The sequence below is a fragment of the Brevundimonas sp. GCM10030266 genome (assembly GCF_042666595.1).
In the GTDB taxonomy this organism is placed as follows: domain Bacteria; phylum Pseudomonadota; class Alphaproteobacteria; order Caulobacterales; family Caulobacteraceae; genus Brevundimonas.
Genome location: NZ_JBHTCY010000001.1, coordinates 599,508 through 621,047 on the forward strand (window position 1 = coordinate 599,508; position 21,540 = coordinate 621,047).

Genomic DNA, 21,540 nt, shown 5'->3' on the forward strand with positions numbered 1-21,540 from the left:
ATCAGATCGTTAATTCGGATTCGCGACGCAGACGCGCGCCCTCGCGGAACACTTCCGCCAGGACGAAGACGACGAGGATCGAGAAGGCGGGGGTGATCAGGTCGAAGATGCTGGGCGGCTCCAGCTCGCCGCGCACCAGACGCGAGACCATATACTGGCCCAGCCAGGCGCCGCCGGTGACGACGGCCAGGGTCACGCCGATCTGCTTCAGGCGGCTGACGTTGGCGGGCTGGAAGGGGTCGCCCATGCGCAGGGTGCGGATCATCACCCGCAGGTGGCGCAGGATCAGGGTGAAGCCGCCCAGATAGGCGGTGATGGCGCCGACGGCGAACAGGATGTAGGCGCGGGGCACGGGCACATTGGTGCCGCCGTCGCCCGTGGTCACGGTCAGGCCCATCGGCCCCAGCGGCACGAAGGCCACGAAAATGAAGAGCAGGACCGCCGCGACAGTCGTCAGGGCCAGGATCCAGAAGGCGGCCCACAGGGCGGCGCCGAGCAGTCGTGTCATCTGGCCCGGAGCCAGACGGGGAAGCAGGCGGGGCAGGCGAAACCCGAGCTTGGGAAGGTTCGGGACACGCATGGCGCCGGGTTCTCTCAGGCCGGACGTCGGGGCGCGATCGCCGCGCGGGGTCCGGCGAACCCACGCGCGGTCTTATTAATCGCGTTTGTCATGCGGATCGTCAAAGCTCCGTGACCGGGATCGGTCAGAAGAACTGGACGAGGGTCGCGATGAAGGCGGTCGGCATGGCGGCCAGCAGGAAGGTGTTCAGCACGCCGTGGCCGATCTTTTCGACGAAGTAGGAAGCGTTCATGCTGTTCATTGTCGTTCTCCGTGGTTCCTGAGTGAGGGACGTTTTCACCCCTCGTTCGTTGTTCCGCTGCATCGATCTTGCCGGTTTGGCTCGTATCGGAGAACGTCGCGGCGTCCGTTCTTGGGATAATAGATAGGACGTGCATGGGTGGAAGTCATGTTACATATCGTTTAACGATATTAAACTTGTGCAATGAAACATTACAGCGTCGCTTGAGGTCAAAATGCTGAAACTTGTCAAAGGGATGCGGATCGTCGCGGCCACCCACAATCCCGGCAAGGTGCCCGAGATAAAGGCTCTGCTGGGCGGACATTACGAGGTGGTCACCGCCGGCGGGCTCAACATCCCCGAACCGGACGAAACCGAGAGCACTTTCGTCGGCAACGCCCTGCTGAAGGCGCGCCATGCGGCGGACCTGTCGGGCGAGGTGGCGCTGGCCGATGACTCCGGCCTGTCGGTCGCGGCGCTGGATGGCGCGCCGGGCATCTTCTCCGCCCGCTGGGCCGGTCCGGACAAGGATTTCGCCTTCGCCATGCGGCGGGTGGAAGAACGACTCGAGGAGATCCAGTCCGATGACCGCCGCGCCTTTTTCACCTCCGCCCTCGCCGTCGCCTGGCCGAACGGCCCGGCCGTGGTCGTCGAGGGTCAGGTCCACGGCCTGCTCACCTTCCCCCCGCGCGGCGACCGCGGTTTCGGCTACGACCCCATCTTCATCCCCGAGGGCCAGACGCAGACCTTCGGCGAACTGGACCCCGCGGTGAAAGACGCCCTCAGCCACCGCGCCCGGGCGTTCGAGAAACTGCGGGCGGCGCTGATGGAATAGCTCCCGCGATCTCCCTCCCCGAGACGGGGAGGGAGAGACAGCGAAGCGACCTCGGGTTAAACGCCCCTCCATGCCCCCCCACCCCGGCAGCGACGTCGCCCTCTACGTCCACTGGCCCTACTGCGCCCGGATCTGCCCCTATTGCGACTTCAACGTCGTGCGCGACCGGGGCCGCGCGGACGAACAGGCCGCGCTGGTCGAGGCCATCCTGACCGATCTGGAGGCTCAGGCCGCCCTGACCGGCCCGCGCCGCCTCGCCTCCATCTTCTTCGGCGGCGGCACCCCCTCGCTGATGGCCCCCGTCGCCGTCGCCCGGATCATCGACCGCGCCAATGCCCTGTTCCAGCCGCGCGGCCCCATCGAGATCACGCTCGAGGCCAATCCCACCGACGCCGAGGCTGACCGCTTCGCCGCCCTCGCCGCCGCCGGGATCAACCGCCTGTCGATGGGGGTGCAGGCGCTGGACGACGCCTCGCTGACGGCGCTGGGCCGCAACCACTCGGCTGACGAGGCCCGTCGGGCCGTAGCCGTCGCCGCCCGCGCCTTCCCCCGCCTGTCCATCGACTTGATCTACGCCCGCCCCGGCCAGACCGTCGCCGACTGGCGCGCCGAACTGTCCGAGGCGCTGGATCTCGGCTTCGAACACGTCTCGCCCTACCAGCTGACCATCGAACCCACGACCGCCTTCGGCCGCGCCTTCGCGCGCGGAACCCTGATCCCGCCCGACGAGGACCTCGCCGCCGAACTCTATGAGACCACGCAAACCGTGCTCGAAGCGGCGGGCTTCGACGCCTACGAGGTCTCCAACCATGCCCGGGGCGAGGCCGCGCGGTCCAGCCACAACCTGCATGTCTGGCGCGGCGGCGACTATCTCGGCCTCGGCCCCGGCGCCCACGGCCGCCTGACGCTGGACGGCGTCCGCACCGCCACCGTCGCCCATCGGTCCATCGCCGACTACATCGCCGGCGTCGCCACCGACGCCCCTTGGAGCGAGCGCGAAGGCCAGCCCCCCGACGAGGCCGCCGAGGAACGCCTCCTGCTGGGTCTGCGCACCGTCGAGGGCGTCTCGTTGGCCGACCTCGCCGCTCTCGACCTCTCCCCCGACCGGGGCCGCCTCGCCGACCTCCTCGCCGACGGGTTCCTCACGCAGGAAGACAATCGCATTGCCGCCACCGCCACTGGCCGCCCCCTGCTGGACGCGGTGCTGAAGGCCCTGCTGACCTGACACTCCCGACACCTTCCAACCCTGCCAATTCGCGGCGCCGGACCCTGTCTTCCCTAACCCTCTCCCAATGGGAGAGGGCTTGAGCCTCCGCGAGCGCAGCGAGTGGTCAGGCGAAAGGGTGAGGGTCGACTGTCAGCATTCGGCGATGAGCCGCGTCCCTGCTCCGGGCGGCCGGCGTGGGCCGGACTGAACCAGTCAACCCTCATCCGGCCCTTCGGGCCACCTTCTCCCATCGGGAGAAGGAAGCAGACCCCACGTCCAATTTCGACGCACCGCCCCGCTACACTGCCGCTTCAACAGAGCAGGGAGTCTCGACATGGCAGGGTTTCGGCATTTTTCCCCTGACAGGGCCAAGCCTGTCAGGCACGGTCCCGCCGATGCCTGATCCGTCCGTCTTCCCGCCGACCGCCCCGCCCGCACGCACCGTCGCGCCCGGCCTCTATCTGGTGGCGACGCCCATCGGGAACCTGCGCGACATGACCCTGCGCGCGCTCGACGTTCTGGCCGCCGCCGATCTGGTGCTGGCCGAGGACACCCGTGTCACCGCCAAGCTGCTGTCGGCCTATGGACTGAAGGCCAAGCTGGAGCGCTGCGACGACCACGCGTCCGAACGTGCCGCCGAACTGGCTCTCGAACGCCTGCGGGACGGAGCCGTCGTCGCCCTCGTTTCCGACGCGGGCACGCCGATGATCTCGGACCCCGGCTTCGTCGTCGCCCGCGCCGTTCTGGCCGAGGACCTGCCGGTGCACCCGATCCCCGGCGCCTCCAGCCTGCTGGCCGCACTGTGCATCGCCGGCCTGCCCGCCGACCGCGTCACCTTCGCCGGCTTCCTGCCGCCCAAGTCCGGCGCCCGCCGCACGGCCCTTGAGGAGCTCCGCACCGCCCGCCAGACGCTGGTCTTCTTCGAGAGCGGACCCCGTCTCGCCGACAGCCTGGCCGATATGGCCGCTGTCCTCGGCCCCCGCCCCGCCGCCGTCGCCCGTGAACTGACCAAGCTCTACGAAGAATGCGTGCGCGGTTCGCTGGCCGAACTGGCCGTCGATCCCCGCTGCCAGTCGCCCAAGGGCGAGATCGTCATCGTCGTCGGCCCCGGCGAGATCGAGGTCGCCTCCGAAGCCGATGCCGACGCCGCCCTGACCGAGGCCCTGACCCGCCTCCCGCCCGGCGAGGCGGCGGCAGAGGTGTCCAAGGCGCTGAACCTGCCCCGCAAGCCCCTCTACAAGCGGGCGCTGGAGTTACAGGGCCGGTGAGCCCGAAACGGCCCTCGGATCGCCTCAGGGCGCCGAAGGCCGTGAAGGCCCCGTCGCGCGGCTGGCGCGTCAGCCTCGGCAAGCTGGCCCACAAGGCCGGCCACCGCTCCGAATGGCTGGCCGCCGCCCTGCTGATGCTCAAGGGCTACCAGATCCTCGGCTTCCGCCTGAAGACCCGCGCCGGCGAGATCGATATCCTCGCCCGCCGCGGCCGCATCCTCGCCGTGGTCGAGGTCAAGCGCCGCGCCACGATGGAACAGGCGCTCCAGGCTCTCCGTTCAGACCAGTATGAACGGCTCCTCTCGGCCGGTCAGGCAGTGTTGCGCCAAAGACCCAGCTTGGCCGGACATCTGTTGCAAATCGATATTGTGGCGCTGGCACCCCGCCGCCTTCCGCGCCATCGTCCTGCCGTGAACCGGGGGCGGTCGTGACGCGCGACGAGGCGGAAACCTGTTTGATCAAGGCCGGGCAGGCCGACGATGACGCCTTCCCCCTGCTGGAGGCGGCGATCGCCTGCGCCATCCACGACTACCCCTTCCGCGATCCCGAGCCCGTCCGCCTGCTGGCCGACGCCGCCGCCGCCCGCCTGACCGAGCGCATGGTGGGTGAAAGCCCCGACGACGCCCTGGCCGAGACCATGGCCGGCGATCTGCGGCTGAACGGCGACCTCATCCACTTCGACCATGTCGGCAACACCGACATCATCGACGTGGCCGAGCGCCGGCGCGGCCTGTCGGCAGCGCTGGCCGTCCTCTACATCGACGCCGCCCGCCGGGCGGGCGTGAAGGCCCAGGGCGTCGACTTCCCCGGACACTTCCTGCTCCGGGTCGAGACCGCCGAAGGGCCGGTGGCGCTGGACCCGTTCAGCCAGGGGCGTCTGGTCATGCCGTCCGAACTGACCCGCCGCGCCCTGCGCGCGGGCCTGACGCCCCATGTGGCCGACCGGCTGGACGTCCTGATGGCCCCGGTCAGCGACCGTCAGGCCCTGATCCGGCTGCAGAACCTGCTCTTCATCCGCGCCATCAAGGCCCAGGACTATGAGAGCGCCGAACGCTCCGCCGTCCGCCGCGCCCTGCTGGACCCCGAGGACCACCGCCCCTGGCTCGACGTCGCCGCCGCCCGCGAGAAGCAGGGCGCGCTGGCCGGCGCCCTCGAAGCCCTCTCCCGCGCCCGCTCCCTCGACGACGGCGCCGAGGTCCACCGCCGCCTGTCGGTGGATCGCGTCCGACTGCAGCTGAACTGACGCCCCAAGGGTTGCGCCCGGCCCCTCCGGCGCCCATTAGCCAAGCTGCTCCCAACCGGAAGGACAGCCCATGCTGAAGGTCGCGATCCAGATGGACCCCATCGAAGGGGTCAATATCGAGTCCGACACCACCTGGCTGCAGGCCATGGAGGCCCAGAAGCGGGGCTATCCGATCTGGGTCTATGACTTCCGCACCCTGGCGCTGGAGGATGGCGTCCTGTTCTGCCGCGCCCGCCCGGTGACCCTTCGCCAGACCGTCGGCGACCACGTGACCTTCGGCGAGGAGGTCAAGCTGGACCTGTCAAAGGACGTCGACGTCATCCTGATGCGTCAGGACCCGCCCTTTGACATGGCCTATGTCACCGCCACCTATCTGCTGGAGACGGTCCATCCCAAGACGCTGGTGGTGAACGATCCAGCCGAGGTGCGCTCGGCGCCCGAGAAGCTGCTGGTGACGCACTTCCCCGGCCTGACCCCGCCGACCCTGATCAGTTCCGATCCGGTGGCGCTCGTCGACTTCCATCAGCGTCACGGCGACGTGGTCCTCAAGCCGCTGCACGGCGCGGCCGGTTCGGGCGTGGTCAAGCTGAAGGCGGGCGACCCCAACCTCGAAGCCCTGATCGAGATCCACGCCGTCGGCAGCCGCGACCCACTGGTCATCCAGAAATTCATTCCGGCCGTCTCGAAGGGCGACAAGCGCATCATCCTGATCGATGGCGAGCCCGTCGGCGCCATCAACCGCGTCCCGGCCAAGGATCAGGTCCGCTCCAACCTGCGCGTCGGCGGCACGGCCCAGCCGGTGGAACTGACCCCGCGCGATCTGGAAATCTGCAAGGCCATCGGCCCGACGCTGAAGGCCCGCGGCCTGATCTTCGTCGGCATCGACGTGATCGGCGACTATCTGACCGAGATCAACGTCACCTCCCCCACCGGCGCCCAGCAGCTGCTCGCCTTCACCGGAGTCAACGCCGCCGCCCTGATGTGGGACGCCATCGAGAGCAAGCGCGCCGGATAACGTCGCTCTTGCAAGAGTTGTGAGTTCGTGTTTCGTTCTTTCCCGGATAGCGGGAGGGAGCGATGCACGCCAGCGTCGTCACGGTAGCGTTCGAAGGCGTCGACGCCCGGCGGGTGGACGTCGAGGTCCAGCAGCTGTCGGCCGAGCAGCCGTCCTTCACCATCGTCGGCCTCGCCGACAAGGCGGTGGCGGAAAGCCGGGAACGGGTGCGCGGGGCCTTCGCCGGCATCGGCCTGGCCCTGCCGTCCAAGCGGATCATCGCCAATCTCGCGCCGGCGGACCTGCGCAAGGAGGGCAACCATTTCGACCTGCCGGTGGCTCTGGCCCTTCTGGCCTCGATGGGCGTCATCCCGCCCGACGCCCTCAGCGGCTGGGCCGCCATCGGGGAACTGGGGCTGGACGGCCGGATCGCCCCGGTCGGCGGGGCCCTGCCCGCCGCCGTCGCCGCCGACGCCATGGGTCTCGGCCTGATCTGCCCGGAGCCCAACGGACCTGAGGCGGCCTGGGCCGGGGACGTGGCGGTGCTGGCGCCCCGCTCCCTGATCGCCCTGGTGAACCACTTCAAGGGCACGCAGGTGCTGCGTCGACCCGAGCCGGGCGCCATGCGATCCGGCGAGCGCGTGCCCGACCTGCGGGAGGTCAAGGGGCAGGAGAGCGCCAAGCGGGCGCTGGAGATCGCCGCCGCCGGCGGCCACAACCTGCTCTTCGTCGGGCCGCCCGGCTCGGGCAAGTCGATGATGGCGGCCCGTCTGCCCGGCCTGCTGCCGCCCCTGACGCCGAAGGAGCTGCTGGAAACCTCCATGGTCTGGTCGGTGGCCGGGCTGATCGAGCGGGGCGCCCTGACCCGCGACCGGCCGTTCCGCGCCCCGCACCATTCCGCCTCCATGGCCGCCCTGACCGGTGGCGGCCTGCGCGCCAAACCGGGAGAGGCCTCGCTCGCCCACAACGGCGTCCTCTTCCTCGACGAACTGCCCGAGTACTCGGCGCAGGCGCTGGACTCGCTGCGCCAGCCGCTCGAGACCGGCGAGATCATCGTCGCCCGCGCCAACGCCCATGTCCGCTATCCGGCGCGGTTCCAGCTGGTCGCGGCGATGAATCCCTGCCGCTGCGGGTTGGGCGGAGCCGGGCGCGGGGCCTGCGGAAAGGCGCCGCGCTGCCAGCGGGACTACCGCAACCGCATCTCCGGCCCGATGTTCGACCGCATCGACCTGACGGTGGAGGCGCCGCCCGTCACCGCCGCCGACATGGCCCTGCCCCCGCCGGCCGAGGGCACCGCCGAGGCCGCCGCCCGCGTACTGCGCGCCCGCGACATGCAGGCGGACCGGCTGCGCGCCGCCGGCATCGACCCGGAAACCGCACAGGATCAGGCCATCAACGCCCGCGCCTCCGGCGAGCTTCTGGATCGCTTCGCCACCCCGGACGAACCCGGCAAGGCCCTGCTGATGAAGGCCGGGGAGGTCGGCGGCCTGACCGCGCGCGGCTGGACCCGCACCCTGCGGCTGGCTCGCACCATCGCTGATCTGGACGGCTGCGACGGCGTCCTGCGCCGCCATATCGCCGAGGCCCTGATCTATCGCCGCTCGACCGCCGACGCCCACGACGCCTTCGAGGCCCGCCGGGGCGGGTCTTCCGCCCCTCACGAGACCGTCACGCCCGCGTGGTGATCTTTTAACGTGTTGAGTCCACGGTGTGTTCGAGGAGACCTCCACATGCCCCGGCGACGGACCGCACAGCCAGCCACACTGACGGCCCCGAGCGGGTCGGCCGAGCAGCAGTTCCTTCGCCTGATGAGCCATGAGATGCGAACGCCCCTGAACGGGGTGATCGGCATGCTGGGCCTCCTGCAACGGACCAAGCTGGACGGCGCCCAGCGGGCCTATCTGGAGAACGCCCGGGGATCGGCCGAACACCTGCTGGGTCTGGTCAATGATCTGCTGGACTATGCCAGGCTGGAGGCCGGCAAGCTGGAGTTCGACACCGCGCCGGTGAACCTGGAGGCGCTGGTGCGCGGGGTCGCCGAACTGGCCAGCCCCCGCGCCCACGAGCGCGATCTGGAGATCGCCTGGTCGGTCGCGGCCGACGCGCCCGACGTCCTGGCCGACGAGGGCCGCCTGCGTCAGGTGCTGTTCAACCTGACGGGCAATGCGGTGAAGTTCACCGCGACCGGCGGCGTCCGTATCGCTGTCGAGCGCGTGGGCGGGACCGAGGCCAGGCCCCGTCTGGCCTTCGTCATCGACGACACCGGCCCGGGCGTGCCGCCGGAAGCGCGGGAGCGCATCTTCGAGGAATTCGGCCACGTCGACGCCTCGGACGCCAGCCGCTTCGGCGGCGCCGGTCTCGGCCTGGCCGTGGTCCGCAAGCTGGCCCTGGCCATGAACGGGACGGTCAGCGTCACCGATCGCCCCGGCGGTCCCGGCGCCCGGTTCCGCTTCGAGGCGTTGTTCGACGCCGCGCCCGACGCCGCGCGCAGCCGGCCTCTCACCGGTCAGGCCATCGCCGTCCTCAGCCCCGATCCCTTCGTCCGGCAGGCCGCCGAGACCCAGATCGCCGCGTCCGGCGGGACCGTCGCGGCCAACGCCTCTGTGGTGCTGGTCGATCACGCGGGCCGGGAGAGCGCCCACGGCCTCGCCGCCCGCCCTGCCGAAAGCCGCGCCATCGTCCTGCTGAAACCGTCCGAGCGCGATCTGATCGCCCGCTACCGGTCCGCCGGCTTCAACGGCTATCTGATCAAGCCCCTGCGCCGGGCCTCTCTCTCGGAGCGGGTGCTGGCCGCCGTCGGCAGCCAGACCGCCGCCCAGCGGCCCGGTCCGCCGCCCGCCCCGCCGGTGGACGACGACCGCGTCCTGCCCGGCCGCTTCTCCGGCACCCGCGTCCTGCTGGTCGAGGACAATCCGGTCGGCGCCCTGCTGGCTTCGACCCTTCTGCGCCGCGAAGGCTGCGCGGTCGAAACCGCCGCCAGCGGCGATGAAGCGCTCGCCGCCATGAAGCGCGCCCGCTACGACCTGGTCTTCATGGACATGCGGATGCCGGGCATGGACGGCCCGACCGCCGCGCGCGAACTGCGCGCCCGCGGCGACCGCACCCCCATCGTCGCACTGACCGCCAACGCCTTCGCCGAGGACCGCAAGACCTGCCTCGAGGCCGGCATGAATGACCATCTGGTCAAGCCGCTGGAGCTGGAGTCCCTGCGAACCGCCCTGTCCCGCTGGACGAACCGCGAAGTCCGCGCCAAGGTCGCCGTCTGAATCGACGCCAGGGTTCGCAAGACCACGGGGGGCGTCCGGAGACGCCTATGACCGACAGCCAGACGCCCGCCAGCGAGGTCGCCGCCCTGCAGCCCGCTCCAAAGGGCATGGGCGTTCTGAAGGCCGCCTTCCGCGAGCGCCGGACCCTGGCCATGCTGCTGCTGGGCTTCTCGGCCGGCCTGCCCTTCGCCATGCTGATCGGCACCCTGAACGCCTGGCTGACCGAGGTGGATGTCCCGGTCGCCACGATCGGCATCCTGAGTTGGATCGGCCTGTTCGGCGCCTTCCGCTTCCTGTGGTCGCCGGTCGTCAGCTGGACGCCGCCCATCATCGGCAAGAAGCTCGGTCGCCGGCGCAGCTGGCTGATCGTCCTGCAGCTTGTCATCGCCGTCTCGCTGGGACTGGTCTCCCTGTCGCACCCGGACACGGGCGTGCTGGGGCCTCTGGCCATGGGCGCGGCGCTGGGCGCCTTCGCCTTCGCCACCCAGGACATCGTCATCGACGCCTGGCGGATCGAGGTCGCCGACGAGAAAACCCCGATCGATCTGCTGTCGACCATCTACCAGCTGGGCTATCGGACCGCCGCCCTGACCGGGGGGGCGGGCGCCCTGCTTCTGGCGACCATCCTCGGCTGGCCCGGCGTCTTCATCGTCGCGGCCCTGCTGATGAGCGTCGGGCTGATCGGCACCCTGATCGCGCCGGAGCCTCAACCGTCCTCGCAGGCCGCGGTCGCGCGCGAACGGCGGGGATCGCCGCGCCTGCGCCTGATCGTACTGATCGCCACCCTCGCCGCCTGGGCCTGGGCCGCCTTCATGCTGGTCCGCTTCATGGTTGTCGCCCTGACCACCAGCCCGGCGCCGAGCGCGGGAACCTTCACCGCCGCCTGGGGGCCGTGGATCGTCGGCGCGACCGTGATCCTGCCCGCCGTGCTGGCGGGCCTGATCGTCTGGAAGGGAAGCGCGCCCGACAGCGCCGCGACGCCCGCCCGCGCCAGTTTCGCCGACACCCTCTATGACGCCATTCTCGCCCCTCTCGTCGAACTGATGGGGCGGCTGGGCTGGGGCGCGGTGATCGTGCTGGGCCTGATCCTGACCTACCGCATCACCGACGGCGTCTGGGGCCCGTTCGCCTTCCCCTTCTACATGGGCGACACCGGCGGAGCCCTCGGTCACACGAGCGCCGAGGTCGCACTGGCGTCCAAGACCTTCGGCGTGTTCATGACCATCGCCGGGATCGCGCTGGGCGGCTGGGCGCTGCTGGTCATCGGCCGGATGTGGAGCCTGCTGATCGGCGCTGTCCTGTCGGCCGCGACCAACCTGCTGATGATGGATCTGGCCCTGGGCGCGCCGGTCATCGGCGGCTTCATGCAGGCCACGCGCCTCTATGACCTGTTCGGCGTGTTCCACATCGGAGAGCCCCTTGCGCGCCTGATGCTGGCCATCGCGGGCGAGAACATCGCCGGCGGCTTCGCGGGCGCGGCCTTCGTGGCCTATCTGTCCGCCCTGTCGAACAAGACCTTCGGCGCGGTTCAGTTCGCCGTCTTCATCTCGCTCGCGCTGCTGATCGGCACCCTTGGCAGAGGCGCGCTCGGCGAGCTGGTCGACGCACAGGGCTATGCGCCGATGTTCGCCATCGCCGCCTGGCTGGGCCTGCTGGCCGTGGTGTTCTGCATCATCGAATGGGTGCGCGACGCCGCAGAGCGCCGCAAGGCCGCCGCCCGGGCCTGACCCGGGCGGCTTTCAGCCCCTATTCCTCGCCTTCGGCGCCGTCCTCATAGGCGGCGAAGGTGGCGGCGGTGATGATCTCGCTGACCGAGGCGCCCAGCGAGACGATCTGCACCGACTTCTCCAGACCGACCAGCAGCGGACCGATCACGGTCGCGCCGCCCAGCGACTGGACCAGACGGGTCGAGATGGCGGCTGAATGAATGGCCGGCATGACCAGCACATTGGCGTGGCCGGTCAGGCGCATGAACGGATAGCTGCCGCGCAGGTCCGGATCGAGCGCCAGTTCCGGCGGCATCTCGCCCTCGTACTCGAAGTCCACGCCCTTGGCGTCGAGGATGCGGATGGCCTCGCGCACCTTCTCGCCGCGCTCGCCCGGCGGGTTGCCGAAGGTCGAATAGGACAGGAAGGCCACGCGCGGGGTCTTGCCCAGCTTGCGCACGGTCGCCGCCGCCTGGATGGCGATCTCGGCCAGCTCCTCGGCGTCCGGCAGTTCGTGGATGGAGGTGTCGGCGACGAACAGGGTGCGGCCCTTGGCCAGCAACACCGACAGGCCGATCATCCGCTCCTTGACGTCCAGGACGCGGCGGACCTCCTTCAGCACCATGTTGAAGTTGCGGGTCGCACCGGTGACCATGGCGTCCGCCTGACCACGGGCGATCATGGTGGCGCCGAAATAGTTGCGGTCCTGGTTGATCATCCGCTGCACGTCGCGGCGCAGATAACCCCGGCGCTGCAGCTTGGCGTAGAGCCAGTCGGTGTACTCGGCGTTCCGCTCGCTGATGCGGGCGTTGATGATCTCGATGCCCATCTCGTCGAAGTTCAGACCGGCTTCGGCGGCGTTCTTGCGGATCAGCTCCTCGCGGCCCAGCAGGATGGGCGTGCCCAGTTCCGCCTGCTTGAAGCCCCAGGCGGCGCGGATCACCGAGGTTTCCTCGCCCTCGGCGAAGACGATGCGCTTGTTCGGGGCGGCGCGGACGGCGCCCGAGATGTTCTGCATCAGGGCCGCCGACGGATCGAGGCGCTGGCGCAGGGAGGCGCGATATTCGTCCATGTCGGCGATCGGCTGGCGGGCCACGCCCGTGTCCATCGCGGCCTGGGCCACGAACGGCGGGATGAACCAGATCAGGCGCGGGTCGAACGGAGTCGGGATGATGTAGTCCCGGCCGAACTTCAGCTTGCGGCCACGATAGGCGGCGGCGACCTCGTCGGGCACGTCCTCGCGGGCGAGGGCGGCCAGGGCCTGGGCGCAGGCGACCTTCATCTCGTGGTTCACGCGGCGGGCGCGCACGTCCAGAGCGCCACGGAACAGATAGGGGAAGGCCAGCACATTGTTGACCTGGTTGGCGTAGTCCGACCGACCCGTGGCGATGATGGCGTCGGTGCGGACCGACAGCACGTCCTCCGGCAGGATTTCCGGATCCGGGTTGGCCATGGCGAAGATGATCGGATTGGGCGCCATGGTGGCGACCATCTCCTTGGTGATCGCGCCCTTGGCAGACAGGCCGATGACGACATCGGCGCCGACCATGGCTTCGGACAGGGTGCGGTGCGGCGTGTCGGTCGCGTGGGCGGCCTTCCACTGGTCCATGCCGTGTTCACGGCCCTTGAAGACCACGCCGTCACGGTCGACGATCACGGTGTTCTCGGCCTTGACGCCCGCCGCCTTCATCAGGGCGATCGACGACAGGCCGGCGGCGCCGGCGCCCGACAGAACCACTTTCACATCTTCCAGACGCTTGCCCGCCACGTGGCAGGCGTTGATCAGGCCGGCGGTCGAGATGATGGCGGTGCCGTGCTGGTCATCGTGGAAGACCGGGATATCAAGCAGATCCTGCAGCTCGCTCTCGATCACGAAGCATTCCGGGGATTTGATGTCCTCCAGATTGATGCCGCCCCAGGTGTCGCCGATGTTCTTGACGACGGTGACGAACTCCTCCGGATCGGTCGTCTTCACCTCGACGTCGAAGCTGTCGACATCGGCGAAGCGTTTGAACAGGACGGACTTGCCCTCCATCACCGGCTTGGACGCCATGTGACCGAGGTTGCCGAGGCCCAGGATGGCCGTGCCGTTCGAGATGACGGCGACCATATTGCCCTTCGACGTGTAGTCGTAGGCCTTGTCCGCGTCCTCGGCGATCGCAAGCACCGGAATGGCCACGCCCGGCGAATAGGCCAGCGACAGGTCGCGCTGGGTCGCCATCGGCTTGATCGGCGCCATCGAGATCTTGCCCGGGGCGGGAAGGCGGTGGAAGTCCAGCGCATCCTCGTCGGAGAAGGTCTGTTTGTCTGTCAGGTCGGGCATGGCTTTCGGCGTTTCCGGTCGCGGCTTCGCAAGTCTTCAATGGCCCCGTTCCTAGTGCGCGGGGCGAGGCGGGACAACCGCTGACGTCGGGGAAAGCTGAAACCCGTCCCTGCGGGCTTTCCGCCGGTGACGGCGCGCCGGGTGTCCGGAAAATGTGACAGCACACGACGGATTTGCGCGCTTTCCCGCCCACGGCCGCCCGCAAGCGCGCCAAACCCTCACGGCCAAGGTTGTAAGGGCCGGACCACACTGATAGTGCGACCCGTTCTCAATCCAGCCCTCCCCCCAAGGCGACCCCCCGTGAAGCTCCGCTCCCTTCTCCTGCTGTCCACCGCCGCCGGCATGGCCTTCGCCGCCGCCCCCGCCCTCGCGCAGGACGCCCAGCCGACCGAACTCGGCGAAGTCGTCGTCACCGGATCGCAAGTCCGCCAGGCGCCCCCCTATGCCGGCGGTCAGGTCGCCACCGGCGGCCGCGTCGGCCTGTTCGGCTCGATGGACGTGATGGACACCCCATTCTCCAGCACCGCCTACACGGAAGCGCTCGTCCGCAACCAGCAGGCCGTCAGCATCGGCGATGTGCTCCAGAACGACCCGACCGTCCGCGTCTCCAAGGGCTTCGGCAACTTCCAGGAGCTGTACGTCATCCGGGGCTTCCCCGTGTACTCGGACGACATGACCTGGAACGGCCTGTACGGCGTCCTGCCCCGTCAGTTCGTGGCGGCCGAACTGGTCGAGCGCGTTGAAGTGTTCCGCGGCGCCTCCGCCTTCCTGAACGGCGCGGCGCCCGGCGGAACCGGCGTCGGCGGCGCCTTCAACCTGACGCCGAAGCGCGCCGGGGACACGCCTCTGAACCGCGTCACCCTCGGCTGGGACGGCGGCGACGCCCTCTACGCCGCCGGCGATTTCTCGCGCCGGTTCGGCCAGAACAACGAATGGGGCGGGCGGCTGAACGTCGCCGCCCGTGACGGCGAAGGCTCCATCGACCGCCAGAACGCCGAACTGCAGGTCATCGGCCTGGGCCTCGATCACCGTGGCGACCGCGCCCGCTTCTCCGCGGACTTCGGCTGGCAGAACCACCGCATCGAGGCGCCGCGCCCGACCGTGACCCCGGGGACCGCCATCCCTGACGCCCCCTCGGCCGACAGCAATTTCGGCCAGCCGTGGACCTACACGGACGAAGAGCAGCTGTTCGGCGCCGTCCGTGGCGAGTTCGACCTGACCGACAGCATCACGGCCTGGGCGGCCTTCGGCGGCCGTAGCGGCAAGGAAGAGAACGTCCTGGCCAACCCGAACGCGTCCGCGACCGGCGCCCTGACCGCCAACCGGTTCGACAACGTCCGTGAAGACACCGTCTGGTCCGGCGACGTCGGCGTGCGCATGGACCTGACCACTGGTCCGGTCGATCACCGTCTGGTCGCGTCGGCCTCCCACGTCCAGCTCAAGTCCCGCAACGCCTGGGCCGGCAATTTCGGCGGCTTCGCCATCGGCACCCTGACCGATCCGGTCGTCATCGCCCCGCCGGTGAATGTCAGCACCTCGGGCGACTTCAATGATCCGGAAGTCACCGAGCGGTCGCGCACCTCCAGCATCGCGCTGGCGGATATGATGTCCCTCCTCGACGACCGTCTGCTGGTCACGATCGGCGCGCGCTATCAGGAGATCAAGACGGGCTCCTACAGCTACGTCGACGGCGCCTTCGGCTCGGGCTATTCCAGCGACGCGGTCACCCCGGTGTTCGCCGTGGTCTACAAGCCCAGCGAACAGATCTCGCTTTACGCCAACTATGCCGAAGCCCTCGTGCCCGGCACGACCGCGCCCGCCCAGGCCAACTCGCTTGTCCCCGGCTGGGGCGACGCTGCTGTCCCCGTGGTGGTCACCAACGGGGGTGAAGTGCTGGAGCCGTTCCGCGCCGAACAGGCCGAGCTTGGGGTCAAGTACGACGCCGGTTCGTTCGGCGGCACGCTCAGCGTTTTCCAGACGACCCTGCCCAGCGCCTTCCTCTCGCTGACCTCGAACGGAACTCCGGGGTCGGCGACGGACCTGCCCACCGGCGTCTATACGGACGGCGGCGAGCAGGAGAACCGCGGCGTCGAACTGACCGTCTATGGCGAGCCGGTCGAGGGCCTGCGCCTGATCGGCGGCGCGACCTGGCTGGACACCGAGATCAAGAGCGCCCTGAACCCGGCGCTGGAAGGCAAGTCCGCCATCGGCGTGCCGGAATTCCAGATCAACGCCAACGTCGAATGGGACGTCCCGACCGTCACCGGCCTGACGCTGGAAGGCCGCGCGGTCCACACCGGATCGCAGGCGGCCAGCGGCGACAATACCCTCGAGCTGGGCAGCTGGACCCGCTTCGACGCCGGCGTGCGCTACGACTTCGAGGCGGGCGACCGTCCGCTGACGGTCCGTGCGCGGGTCGAGAACATCGCCGATGAAGACCAGTGGGTCGCCGTCGGCGGCTATCCGGGTTCGAACTATCTGACGCTGGGCGCCCCGCGCACCTTCCGCGTCTCGATCTCGACGGACTTCTGAACCGGATGAAGCCGGGCACGATCCGGGCCTGGAGCTGGGTGCATAAATGGTCGAGCCTGGTCTCGACCATTTTCCTGCTGATGCTCTGCATCACGGGGCTTCCGCTCGTCTTCACCCATGAGCTGGACCATGTCCTGCTCGGCCATGAGGAGGCCGCGCCCGTCGCCGCGGGCGCGCAGAAGCTGAACCTCGACCAGATCCTGGACGTCGCCCTCGCCCGCAAGCCGGGCGAGGTTCCGGCCTTCATGAGTTTCGACATCGAACGGCCGGTGGTGAATGTCACCAGCATCGATCCGAACGGCCCGGCCGACAAATACAGCTTCCAGCCGATCGACCAGTACACCGGCGAGGCCGCGCCGCTGGTCGCCGGTCACCCGGTCATCGAGTTCATTCTCCAGCTGCACACCGACATGTTCCTCGGGCTGGCGGGGATGCTGTTCCTCGGCGCCATGGGCCTGCTGCTGGTGGCGCCGCTGGTGTCGGGCGTCGTGCTCTACGCGCCCTTCATGCGCCGCCTGCCCTTTGGCACGGTGCGGGCGGGCAAGGCGGCGCGGACGCGCTGGCTCGACTATCACAACCTGCTGGGGGTGGTGACGGCGGCCTGGGTGCTGGTCGTCGGCGTGACCGGGGTGGTCAACACCCTGGCCGTGCCGATCATCGCCTACTGGAAGGACGATGCCCTCAAGGAGCTGACCGCCGCCTATGACGCCCCGGTCAGCCTGACCGAGCGCAGCTCCCTCAATGCCGCCGTTGAGCGGGCGAAACAGGCCCTGCCCGGTATGACCCTGCAGTTCGTCGCCTTCCCCGGATCGACCTATTCGACCGACAACCACTATGCGGTCTTCTTCCACGGCGACACGCCGCTGACCGAGCATCTGACCACGCCCGCCCTGATCGACGCCCGCACCGGCGAGTTGGCGGCGGTGGCCCCCGCGCCCTGGTATGTGAAGACCCTGTCCCTGTCGCAGCCGCTGCATTTCGGCGACTACGGCGGCCTGCCGCTCAAGATCCTCTGGGCCCTGCTGGATCTGGCGACGATCATCATTCTGGGCAGCGGGCTTTACCTGTGGTGGGTCAAGCATCGGTCGGCGAAGCGGGGCGCGAAATGAAGACCGGCCCCTTCAGCCTGACGGCCATCTTCGCCATCCCGCTGGTGGTCGGAATTCTGTCCCTGATCGGTCTGGTCGGCGCCCTGCTGGGCGACGGCGTCTGGGACTGGATCGGCTGGCTGGGGCTGGGCGCCTGCGTCGCGGTAACGATCTGGGCCCTGGTCGCCCGGCGACATCGCTAGACGGACAGCACGCCGGTCCGCTCGACCTCAACCGGCCCGGTCATCAGGACGTGGTCGCTCGCCTCGTCCCAGTCGATCAGCAGCCGACCGCCATCGACCTCCACCGTCGCGTGGCGCCCGGTCACCCCGCGCCGGGCCGAGGCCACCAGCGCCGCGCAGGCGCCGGTGCCGCAGGCCTTGGTCAGGCCCGCGCCGCGCTCCCACACCCGCAGGCGGATATGATCCGGCGACAGGGCGTGGACGAAGCCGACATTGACCCCCTCGGGGAACAGCGGGTGGTGTTCAACCAGTGAGCCCGAACCGCGCACGAAGCCGTCGTCCGGCGTCTCGCCGACAAAGAAGACCACATGCGGATTGCCCATCGAGACGGCGCCGGGCGTATGCAGCAGCGGCGCGTCAATCGGGCCGACCTGCAGCTCGATCCCGCGCGTGTCCATCGCCTCGGCCAGCGGCACCTGCTCCCAGTCCAGCCGCGGCGCGCCCATATCGACCGTCACTTGGCCGCCCGCCGCGCGGGTCGCCACCGTTGGACCGCCGGCGGTGTCGATCACCACCCGCTCCTTGCCGGTCGATTCCATCAGCAGCCAGCCGACGCAGCGCAGGGCGTTCCCGCAGTTCTCGACCATGGTCCCGTCGTTGTTCCACACGCGCATGAAGGCGTCGGCGCTCTCGCTCGGCTCGATGGCGATCAGCTGGTCGCAGCCCTCGCCCGTCTCGCGATCGGCGATAGCGCGCACCTGTTCGACCGTCGGCGAGAACGGGGTGTCGAGCGCATTGACGACGACGAAATCGTTGCCGGCGCCGTTCATCTTGAGGAAGGGACGGGTCATTACAGTTCGCATATAGGGCCAAACTGGACCCGAGACGAGAGAACCGCGTTAAGCTGGGCCATGACCACCGCCGCACCCGCCCGGAAGACCGTCGGAAAAGCCGCCCGCAAGGGCGACAAGGCCCCGCAATTCCCGGAGCCGCCCGCGAGAGGCGAAGGTCTGAGACTTCGGGCACGGCTGCGTTATCTCTATCACGGCACGTCCCCGCTGGCGGTGAAGTTCCGGCTGGCGGTCATCGTCATCGACTTCGCCATCATCGCCTTCTTCCTGGCCGCGCCGATCCTGCATGAGGCGGGGTTGGTCTTCTATGTGGTCGATTACATCATCGCCCTGATCCTGATCGCCGACCTGACCGGACGGGCGCTGGCGCATACGGACATCAAGGACTGGCTCAAGAAGCCGGCGACATGGGTCGACCTGTTCGTGCTGGCGACCCTGCTGTTCCCCTACTGGCTGTTCAACCTCGGCTTCCTGCGGCTGTTGCGACTGTGGACCCTGCTGCATTCGGAGTTCTTCTGGCGCACCATCGGCCAGAAGTACGACGACACCCGGGTGGAGGAAGTGACCAAGGCCCTGGCCTCGCTGGTCACCTTCATCTTCGTGGTGACCGGCTTCGTCTATGCGGCGTTCCGCGGCACGCACCCGGGCCTGAGCGGCTACATCGACGCCCTGTATTTCACCATCGCAACCCTGACCACGACCGGCTTCGGCGACATCACCCTGCCCGGCCCGTGGGGGCGAGTGCTGTCGATCTTCGTCATGCTGACCGGCATCACCCTGTTCCTGCGACTGGCGCAGACGGTCTTCCGACCCCACAAGGTCAGCCACGACTGCCCGACCTGCGGGCTGATGAAACACGATCCGGACGCGGTCCACTGCAAGGCCTGCGGCGAGATCCTGTGCATCCCCGACGAAGGCGCGTGACACCGCGCCGCATGACAATCCTGTAAGGTTTGTCCCGCATCCCTTGCCGCCCCCCGAGCCACGGATAAGGTGCCGCCGACTTTTTCCGGGGGAGTACCCACATGTTCCGTTCCGCCGCGCTCGCCGCGCTTCTCGCCACCACCGCCCTATCGAGCGCCGCCATGGCCCAAACCGCCCCCGCTTCCGCCCACGCCCCCGCTGCCGGCGGCTTCGCCACCTCGGACGCCACCGATCCCTATCTGTGGCTGGAAGAGGTTGAGGGCGAGCGGGCGATGGAATGGGTCCGCGCCCACAACGAACATTCGCTCGGCGTCCTGCAGGGCGACCCCCGCTACGCCCAACTGCACGCCCAGGCGCTGGAGATCGTCCAGTCGCGTGACCGCATCCCGGGCGTCGGCTTCAACCACGACGGCACGCTGGACAATTTCTGGCAGGACGCCAGCCATGTGCGCGGCATCTGGCGCACCACCACCCTGGACAGCTACCGCACGGCCGAGCCGGTGTGGGAGACCATTCTCGACATCGACGCCCTGTCGACCGCCGAGGGCAAGAACTGGGTCTACAAGGGCGTGACCTGCCTGCCGCCGGAACAGACCCGCTGCCTGGTCAGCCTGTCGGACGGCGGCAAGGACGCCGTCACCATCCGCGAGTTCGACCGCGCCACCCGCACCTTCGTCGCCGACGGCTTCAACCTGCCGGAGTCCAAGGGCGGCGCGTCGTGGATAGATGAGAACACCCTGCTGATCTCGCGCGACTTCGGCGAAGGCAGCCTGACGGACTCGGGCTATCCGCGCACCGTGCGCCTGCTGCGTCGTGGCCAGTCGCTGGATCAGGCCCCGGTCATCTTCGAAGGCCAGCAGACCGACGTCTCGGTCAGCGGCTATGTGCTGCGTGACGCTGATGGGGCCGCGAAGGCGACCCTGATCAACCGCGGGATCAATTTCTACGAGGGCGAGACCTGGCGTCTGAACGCCGACGGCACGACGACCCAGCTGCAGCTGCCGGCCAAGTCGAACATCAACGCCCTGGTTCAGGGTCAACTGGTGGTCACCACCGATCAGGACTGGACCGCGCCCTCGGGCCAGGAGTTCAAGACCGGCGACGTCATCGCCTGGAACCTCGATCAATGGCTGGCCAACCCGGCGACGCCCGCCCAGCTGGTCATCCGCCCCACCGAGCGCGAGGCCATCGAGGGCATCACCAACACCCGCAACAAGCTCGTGGTCGCCCTGTACGAAAACGTGCGCGGCTCGGTCTATGTCTATGAGCCCAACCCGTCCGGCGAATGGGCCCGCACCCGTCTGGACCTGCCGCAGAACGTCACCGTCGGCGTCGGCTCGGCCTCGGACCGCGACGATAAGGTCTTCGTCAGCGTCGCCGGCTATCTGAACCCGTCCAGCCTCTATCTGGCCGACGCTTCGACGACCCAGGCCGAGGTGGTGAAGTCCCTGCCCGCCAAGTTCGACGCCACCGGCATGGTGGTCGAGCAGTTCGAGGCCCGCAGCGCCGACGGGACCATGATCCCCTACTTCGTCGTCCATAAGGGCGACATGCCGATGGACGGCTCGAACGCCACCCTGCTGTACGGCTACGGCGGTTTCCAGAGCTCCCTGCTGCCCGGCTATTCGGCCACCGTCGGCAAGCTGTGGCTGGAGCGCGGCGGCGTCTATGTCATCGCCAACACCCGTGGCGGCGGCGAGTTCGGTCCGCGCTGGCACCAGGCGGCGCTGCAGCAGAACCGCCAGCGCGCGCACGAGGACTTCCAGGCCGTGGCCCTGGACCTGACCGCCCGCAACATCACCAGCCAGCCGCATCTGGGCATCATGGGCGGCTCGCAGGGCGGCCTGTTCATGGGCGCCATGCTGACCCAGCGTCCGGACCTGATCAACGGCGCGGTCATCCAGGTGCCCCTGTTCGACATGCTGCGCTTCCACAAGCTGCTCGCGGGCGCCTCGTGGATCGCCGAATACGGCAACCCGGACGTTCCGGAACAGCGCGCCTGGATCGAGCAGTATTCGCCCTACCAGCGCCTCGCCGCCGGCCAGCCCTATCCGGAGGTCTTCATCCACACCTCGACCAAGGATGACCGCGTCCACCCGGGCCACGCCCGCAAGGCGGCGGCGCGTCTGGAGGAGCTGGGCTACCCGGTCCTGTTTTATGAAAACACCGACGGCGGCCACGCGGCCGGCGCCAACCTGCAGGAAACCGCCCGCCGTCTGGCGCTGGAGTACACCTATCTGACCCGCCGCCTGATGGACACGCCGGCGGAGGAGTAGGCAGACTGAAGTCCCTCCCCCTCGGGGGAGGGGAACCGCGAAGCG

General features: G+C 69.0%; 17 protein-coding genes. 14 read left to right on the forward strand and 3 right to left on the reverse strand.

Annotated elements, in window-relative coordinates; genetic code table 11:
- Position 1: 1 nt before the first annotated feature.
- The gene (locus ACFQQC_RS03190; RefSeq protein WP_376859613.1) at positions 2-580 is read right to left on the reverse strand and encodes a DUF2975 domain-containing protein; all 579 of its coding nucleotides are present in this window, start codon (positions 578-580) and stop codon (positions 2-4) included.
- Positions 581-1,035: 455 nt separating this feature from the next.
- On the opposite strand from ACFQQC_RS03190, the gene rdgB reads away from it, so the two are divergent.
- The 9 genes from rdgB (at position 1,036) to ACFQQC_RS03235 (ending at position 11,340) form a co-directional block, all read left to right on the forward strand.
- Positions 1,036-1,635: an RdgB/HAM1 family non-canonical purine NTP pyrophosphatase gene (gene rdgB, locus ACFQQC_RS03195; protein ID WP_376859615.1), complete on the forward strand. Its 600-nt coding sequence runs from the start codon at positions 1,036-1,038 to the stop codon at positions 1,633-1,635.
- Between the two features lie 70 nt (positions 1,636-1,705).
- Entirely contained in the window at positions 1,706-2,860 is a 1,155-nt protein-coding gene (gene hemW / locus ACFQQC_RS03200; RefSeq protein ID WP_376859617.1) for a radical SAM family heme chaperone HemW, read from the forward strand.
- Between the two features lie 377 nt (positions 2,861-3,237).
- Positions 3,238-4,110, forward strand: a complete 873-nt coding sequence (gene rsmI, locus ACFQQC_RS03205; protein ID WP_376859619.1) for a 16S rRNA (cytidine(1402)-2'-O)-methyltransferase — start codon at positions 3,238-3,240, stop codon at positions 4,108-4,110.
- Positions 4,111-4,151: 41 nt separating this feature from the next.
- Entirely contained in the window at positions 4,152-4,541 is a 390-nt protein-coding gene (locus tag ACFQQC_RS03210) for a YraN family protein (RefSeq protein ID WP_376860842.1), read from the forward strand.
- On the forward strand, positions 4,538-5,353 hold the full coding sequence (locus ACFQQC_RS03215) for a SirB1 family protein (protein ID WP_376859621.1): 816 nt from the start codon (positions 4,538-4,540) through the stop codon (positions 5,351-5,353). Before ACFQQC_RS03210 ends, ACFQQC_RS03215 begins: the two co-directional genes overlap by 4 nt.
- 70 nt (positions 5,354-5,423) lie before the next feature.
- On the forward strand, positions 5,424-6,368 hold the full coding sequence (gene gshB, locus ACFQQC_RS03220) for a glutathione synthase (RefSeq protein WP_376859623.1): 945 nt from the start codon (positions 5,424-5,426) through the stop codon (positions 6,366-6,368).
- A gap of 62 nt (positions 6,369-6,430) precedes the next feature.
- Positions 6,431-8,032 carry a YifB family Mg chelatase-like AAA ATPase gene (locus tag ACFQQC_RS03225; protein ID WP_376859625.1) on the forward strand — a complete coding sequence of 534 codons (1,602 nt, stop codon included), beginning with the start codon at positions 6,431-6,433 and terminating at the stop codon, positions 8,030-8,032.
- A gap of 45 nt (positions 8,033-8,077) precedes the next feature.
- Positions 8,078-9,613 carry a response regulator gene (locus ACFQQC_RS03230; protein ID WP_376859627.1) on the forward strand — a complete coding sequence of 512 codons (1,536 nt, stop codon included), beginning with the start codon at positions 8,078-8,080 and terminating at the stop codon, positions 9,611-9,613.
- A gap of 47 nt (positions 9,614-9,660) precedes the next feature.
- On the forward strand, positions 9,661-11,340 hold the full coding sequence (locus ACFQQC_RS03235; RefSeq protein WP_376859629.1) for an AmpG family muropeptide MFS transporter: 1,680 nt from the start codon (positions 9,661-9,663) through the stop codon (positions 11,338-11,340).
- Between the two features lie 19 nt (positions 11,341-11,359).
- Here the strand turns inward: ACFQQC_RS03235 and ACFQQC_RS03240 are convergent, their stop codons facing one another.
- Positions 11,360-13,642 carry an NADP-dependent malic enzyme gene (locus tag ACFQQC_RS03240; RefSeq protein WP_376859631.1) on the reverse strand — a complete coding sequence of 761 codons (2,283 nt, stop codon included), beginning with the start codon at positions 13,640-13,642 and terminating at the stop codon, positions 11,360-11,362.
- A gap of 300 nt (positions 13,643-13,942) precedes the next feature.
- Here ACFQQC_RS03240 and ACFQQC_RS03245 point away from each other — a divergent pair, with 300 nt between their 5' ends.
- Genes ACFQQC_RS03245 through ACFQQC_RS03255 form a run of 3 tightly spaced genes read left to right on the forward strand, consistent with a single transcriptional unit; the run spans position 13,943 to position 17,465 of the window.
- On the forward strand, positions 13,943-16,174 hold the full coding sequence (locus tag ACFQQC_RS03245; RefSeq protein WP_376859633.1) for a TonB-dependent receptor: 2,232 nt from the start codon (positions 13,943-13,945) through the stop codon (positions 16,172-16,174).
- On the forward strand, positions 16,084-17,283 hold the full coding sequence (locus ACFQQC_RS03250; protein WP_376859635.1) for a PepSY-associated TM helix domain-containing protein: 1,200 nt from the start codon (positions 16,084-16,086) through the stop codon (positions 17,281-17,283). Before ACFQQC_RS03245 ends, ACFQQC_RS03250 begins: the two co-directional genes overlap by 91 nt.
- A complete protein-coding gene (locus ACFQQC_RS03255; RefSeq protein WP_376859637.1) occupies positions 17,280-17,465 on the forward strand; it encodes a hypothetical protein in 186 nt (61 codons plus the stop codon). Before ACFQQC_RS03250 ends, ACFQQC_RS03255 begins: the two co-directional genes overlap by 4 nt.
- On the opposite strand, the gene dapF is transcribed toward ACFQQC_RS03255, so the two are convergent.
- Complete coding sequence (gene dapF, locus ACFQQC_RS03260; protein ID WP_376859639.1) at positions 17,462-18,295, reverse strand: diaminopimelate epimerase; 834 nt, start codon at positions 18,293-18,295, stop codon at positions 17,462-17,464. The two genes, ACFQQC_RS03255 and dapF, sit on opposite strands and share 4 nt — an antisense overlap.
- 60 nt (positions 18,296-18,355) lie before the next feature.
- Here dapF and ACFQQC_RS03265 point away from each other — a divergent pair, with 60 nt between their 5' ends.
- A complete protein-coding gene (locus tag ACFQQC_RS03265) occupies positions 18,356-19,219 on the forward strand; it encodes a potassium channel family protein (RefSeq protein WP_376859641.1) in 864 nt (287 codons plus the stop codon).
- A gap of 101 nt (positions 19,220-19,320) precedes the next feature.
- The gene (locus ACFQQC_RS03270; RefSeq protein ID WP_376859643.1) at positions 19,321-21,495 is read left to right on the forward strand and encodes a prolyl oligopeptidase family protein; all 2,175 of its coding nucleotides are present in this window, start codon (positions 19,321-19,323) and stop codon (positions 21,493-21,495) included.
- Positions 21,496-21,540: the final 45 nt, after the last annotated feature.